General features: G+C 41.4%; 1 protein-coding gene. It reads left to right on the top strand.

Annotated elements, in window-relative coordinates; genetic code table 11:
* Positions 1-232, top strand: a 232-nt coding sequence (locus tag AB4512_RS24635) for a transglutaminase family protein (RefSeq protein WP_372176097.1), incomplete at both ends; no start/stop codon positions are given.

The following is a 232-nucleotide window of genomic DNA, read 5'->3' as shown; positions in this document are numbered from 1 at the left end:
GGCCATTGACCCTGAAACTCAAGATAGTTGGGCAGAGCAAGAACTCGCAAGATTATTAAAAGACGCTGAGTTTGCGTTAGTTAATGAAACCGACGAGCAACAAAAGTTTGAATCTTTTATTCGACTATTCTTTTACGAGTGGGGTTTTGCTGGCGATAAAGACGCTTACTTCTCATCGGAAAACGCGTTTATCGATAAAGTACTTGAGAGAAAGAAAGGGATCCCAGTCAGT

It is taken from the genome of Vibrio sp. 10N.222.52.B7 (genome assembly GCF_041474275.1).
GTDB lineage: Bacteria > Pseudomonadota > Gammaproteobacteria > Enterobacterales > Vibrionaceae > Vibrio > Vibrio crassostreae_C.
Note: the sequence above shows the minus strand (reverse complement) of the source record. Positions and strands in the feature narration are given on the sequence as shown.